Origin of the sequence: Thermomonas fusca (assembly GCF_005862345.1) — a bacterium.
GTDB lineage: Bacteria > Pseudomonadota > Gammaproteobacteria > Xanthomonadales > Xanthomonadaceae > Thermomonas > Thermomonas fusca.
Genome location: NZ_SROY01000014.1, coordinates 1 through 1,189, shown reverse-complemented (window position 1 = coordinate 1,189; position 1,189 = coordinate 1). Strand labels below are relative to the sequence as shown.

Below are 1,189 nucleotides of genomic sequence, written 5' to 3'. Positions count from 1 at the left end.
GGAAGCATTGCTTTTAGCGGCCTAACACCTGAGTTAAGCCGCGCCGCGAAGCGGCGTCGGCTTGAATGAACTGTTAGGGCGCAAAGTAGCAGAAGACGAGGACAGTCGGGCGCGAAGCGCACGGCAGGAACCCGTACGCAGCTGCCTGTGCCAGCCGAAAGCCGAGCCACACGAGCGCACCGCGAAAGTCTGCGAGGAAACGCTGCGTGTGGCGAGAACGTTTGATCGTCTGCTGCCGCGAGAAACTGCGAGCGCGGGCCGATGCTGAGGCAAGCACGAACCGTTGAACGATGTTGCCTCCGAGCGCCAGGAACCGAACGGGAGAACCGGTTGGCAAGTTGCGCCTGCGCACTGCTTGGCGCAGCTACGGAAGCATTGCTCTTAGCGGCCTAACACCTGAGTTAAGCCGCGCCGCGAAGCGGCGTCGGCTTGAATGAACTGTTAGGCCGCACTGGATCTAGGCCTTGCGATCATTAGGAAGCCAGCATGCAGGGTTGCGCCTGTAGCGGACATAGCCAGCGAGGGTGAAGATCGTGCCGGTAACCACAGCCCAAAAGCTGGCAAATTGAACTGCAGCTACTTGCGAGTGTCCCTTGGCGAGCTCTACGCCGAAAAGAACCACGAAGGCCACTACCAGTGCTAGCGAGAATCGCTTTATCCAGAATGCTGCGCCCATCATGAGCTCCCTTGCTTGTGCAGCCTAACACCTGAGTTAAGCCGCGCCGCGAAGCGGCGTCGGCTTGGACGAATTGTTAGAGCCCGCGTCTCTCAGTTCGAACTCATGGAGAGTGGCTGACCTTTGGCGTACGTCCATGAACCTCCAATATTCACTAGCTTAATACGACCAGAACTCTGATTGGTTCCCATGGGTGTTTTGAGAACAGCGGTGAAAGCGCAGTCGTAACCCGACTTGTCCCTCGTTTGGGTGCATCGAGAATTCTTGACCGACTCGATCGATATGTCGATTCCACTCTCCGCCTCGGCTACGCGAGCTTTCAGCGCCTTCTCAACTTCTGAATTTGAAGGTCCTGAAGAGCAAGCTGCTAGAAGTAAAAAGGCTGTAAACAAAACGATAGTTTTTTTCGGGAGCATCGTGGACCTCTGTGCGGGCTCTAACACCTGAGTTAAGCCGCGCCGCGAAGCGGCGTCGGCTTGAATGACTTGTTAGGGCGCAAAGTAACAGAAGACG

At 56.6% G+C, this 1,189-nt stretch carries 1 protein-coding gene; it reads right to left on the bottom strand.

Annotated elements, in window-relative coordinates; genetic code table 11:
* Positions 1-457: 457 nt before the first annotated feature.
* Complete coding sequence (locus tag E5S66_RS13495; protein ID WP_138350054.1) at positions 458-676, bottom strand: hypothetical protein; 219 nt, start codon at positions 674-676, stop codon at positions 458-460.
* Between the last annotated feature and the right edge of the window lie 513 nt (positions 677-1,189).

Excerpts from the sequence above, each read along its gene's own strand:
- E5S66_RS13495 (WP_138350054.1), bottom strand. The coding sequence starts at position 676 with ATGGGCGCAGCATTCTGGATAAAGCGATTCTCGCTAGCACTGGTAGTG.